Here is a 506-nt window from a genome sequence, read left to right as displayed (position 1 = left end):
CATTGAGGTCCTGACACTCCATCCCTAGAGCACACTTGAACATATTCAGATGTTCTTGCGGCTCATTTCGATACGGAAGGATAATGGCACTGTCGTACCCAAAACAATCACGCCAAAAATCAGAAGTCTCTCGCGGAAGCATCAATTTATCATTGGTAATGAAAAAAAAATCCGTGAAACGTCGATTGGGACGCAAACTCTGACTTTTATTCGCCTGATTGTACCAAGAGCAAATAAAGTCATATGGCTCTCTGACGAACAAGATTGTCTTAACTGTCATTCCATGAAACAACGCTTGAAAGGATTCTTTTGCTCGTTCTTTCACAACGTGACTTCGGGTGCCGAGGAAGTAAAATTCTTCAGAGGACAATATGATGTTCGCAGCCGAACTGTTTTCTATCTCAGCTCTTACGCGTTGCACAACAGATTCAAAGCGCTCGGAATCGACATACCATTCTGGAGTGTGCTCTCCAAGATCAGATAGAAAGCTGAGTGGGATTTTACCA

General features: G+C 43.1%; 1 protein-coding gene. It reads right to left on the bottom strand.

The genetic code is table 11. The features are described 5' to 3' along the window. A partial coding sequence (locus ACFFGH_RS34490) for a hypothetical protein (protein ID WP_386677503.1) occupies positions 1 to 506 on the bottom strand: 506 nt, incomplete at both ends.

This window comes from Lysobacter korlensis, assembly GCF_042434515.1.
The sequence above is the reverse complement of the archived record's forward strand: the minus strand, read 5'-3'. Positions and strand labels throughout refer to the sequence as shown.